The 1,971-nt window shown below is 64.5% G+C and carries 1 protein-coding gene; it reads left to right on the forward strand.

Going from position 1 to position 1,971, the window contains the following annotated elements; all coding sequences use genetic code 11:
• The first annotated feature begins 77 nt into the window (after window positions 1-77).
• On the forward strand, window positions 78-1,886 hold the full coding sequence (locus AB4Y84_RS20305; RefSeq protein WP_025877701.1) for a DUF885 domain-containing protein: 1,809 nt from the start codon (window positions 78-80) through the stop codon (window positions 1,884-1,886).
• Window positions 1,887-1,971: the final 85 nt, after the last annotated feature.

The raw sequence follows: 1,971 nt of genomic DNA on the forward strand, positions 1-1,971 counted from the left end.
CATGGTAATCCTATGGCACGGGGACAAAGCAGCCCCGGGGGCCTATGCTCGAGGATTGACCCCGTACAGGAATGCCGATGCGCCCGCATCTTCTTGCCCTCGCCCTCGTCGCCGCCCTGGCCGGTTGCCAGCCGGCCGATGCCCCGACCAACGGTTCCACCCCGGCCGCCAGCCAGCAGGCTGGTGATGCGGCGGTCGACGCCGCCTTCGCCGACCTGTCCAAGCGTGCCCTGGATACCTGGATGCAGCTGTCTCCGGTCAGCGCCACCCAGATCGGCGACCACCGCTATGACAGCGAGATCGACGACCTGAGCGCGGCTGGCCAGCAGAAGACCGTGGACGCCTACAAGGGCCTGCTGGGCGAGCTGGACAAGATCGAGGTGGCCAAGCTGGGCCGCGAAAACCAGGTGGATGCAGCGATCCTGCGCAACCAGCTGCAGTCGGAAATCTGGAATGCCGAGGTCATGCAGTCCGGCAAGTGGGATCCGCAGCTGTACAACGGCGTTGCCGGCAGCGCGATCTACGGCCTGATGGCACGCGAGTTCGCRCCGTTGCCCGAGCGCCTGAAGGCCGCCACCGCGCGCATGGAGAAACTGCCGGCGATCTTCGCCCAGGCCCGCGAAAACCTGGATCCGGCACGCGTGCCGAAGATCCATGCCGAGACGGTGGCCAAGCAGAACAAGGGCATCCTCAGCATCGTCGATACCTTCATCACCCCGCACATCGGCGAGCTGCCGCAGGCCGACCAGCAGCGCCTGCAGGCCGCCATCGACGGCCTGAAGAAGGCCGTGGACGAACAGCAGACCTGGCTGGACAAGACCCTGGTGCCGAACGCCAAGGGTGACTTCCGCATCGGTGCGGAAAAGTACGACCAGAAGCTCAAGTTCGCGCTGAATTCCTCGCTGTCGCGGCAGGAGATCGGTGAGCGTGCACGCGCCGAACTCAAGCGCGTGCGCGAGGACATGTACGGCATCGCGCAGACCGTGCTGAAGGACAAGCCGGGCGCACCGGAAATGCCGGCGCAGCCGACCGACGAACAGCAGCAGAAGGCGATCGAGGCCGCGCTGGAGCTGGCCTACGCTGACAAGCCGGCGCGCGACAAGGTCGTCGACGACGCCAAGGCCGCACTGGAGCAGTCCACTGCGTTCGTCCGCGAGCACGACCTGATGACCCTGCCCGACGCGCCGGTGGACATCATCCTGATGCCGGAATTCCAGCGTGGCGTGGCCGTGGCCTATTGCGATTCGCCGGGCCCGCTGGACAAGAACCTGAAGACCTTCTACGCGGTTTCGCCGATTCCGGACGACTGGAACGACAAGCAGGTTGATTCGTTCCTGCGCGAATACAACTCACGCATGATCCACCTGCTCAGCATCCACGAGGGCACACCGGGCCACTACCTGGAAGGCTGGCATTCGGCCAAGTTCCCCTCCACCCTGCGCGCGGTGCTGCGCTCGGGCCTGTTCGCTGAAGGCTGGGCGGTCTACACCGAGCGCATGATGCAGGAGCAGGGCTATCTCAACAACGATCCGCTGTTCCACCTGGTGCAGCTGAAATTCTACCTGCGCACCATCTCCAACGCGATCCTCGACCAGGGTGTGCACGTGGACAACTGGGATCGCGAGAAGGCGATGCACCTGATGACCCACGACGCCTTCCAGCAGGAAAGCGAAGCCTCGGGCAAGTGGGTTCGTGCGCAGCTGACCTCGGCTCAGCTGCCGACCTACTTCGTCGGTGCGCAGGAACACTTCGACACCCGTAAGGCGATGCAGGACAAGCTGGGTGACAAGTTCAACCTGAAGGCCTACCACGACCAGATGCTGTCTTACGGCGCCCCGCCGGTGCGCTTCGCACGCCAGCTGATGCTGGACCAGCCGATCGAGTGATGGATCGGGTGTGAGGTGAATGAAAACGGCCCGGGGAAACCCGGGCCGTTTCTTTATCCGTGTTGCACGGCATCCACGCATGGGG

Source organism: Stenotrophomonas sp. 2YAF22, assembly GCF_052114665.1.
GTDB classification, from domain to species: Bacteria; Pseudomonadota; Gammaproteobacteria; order Xanthomonadales; family Xanthomonadaceae; genus Stenotrophomonas; species Stenotrophomonas indicatrix.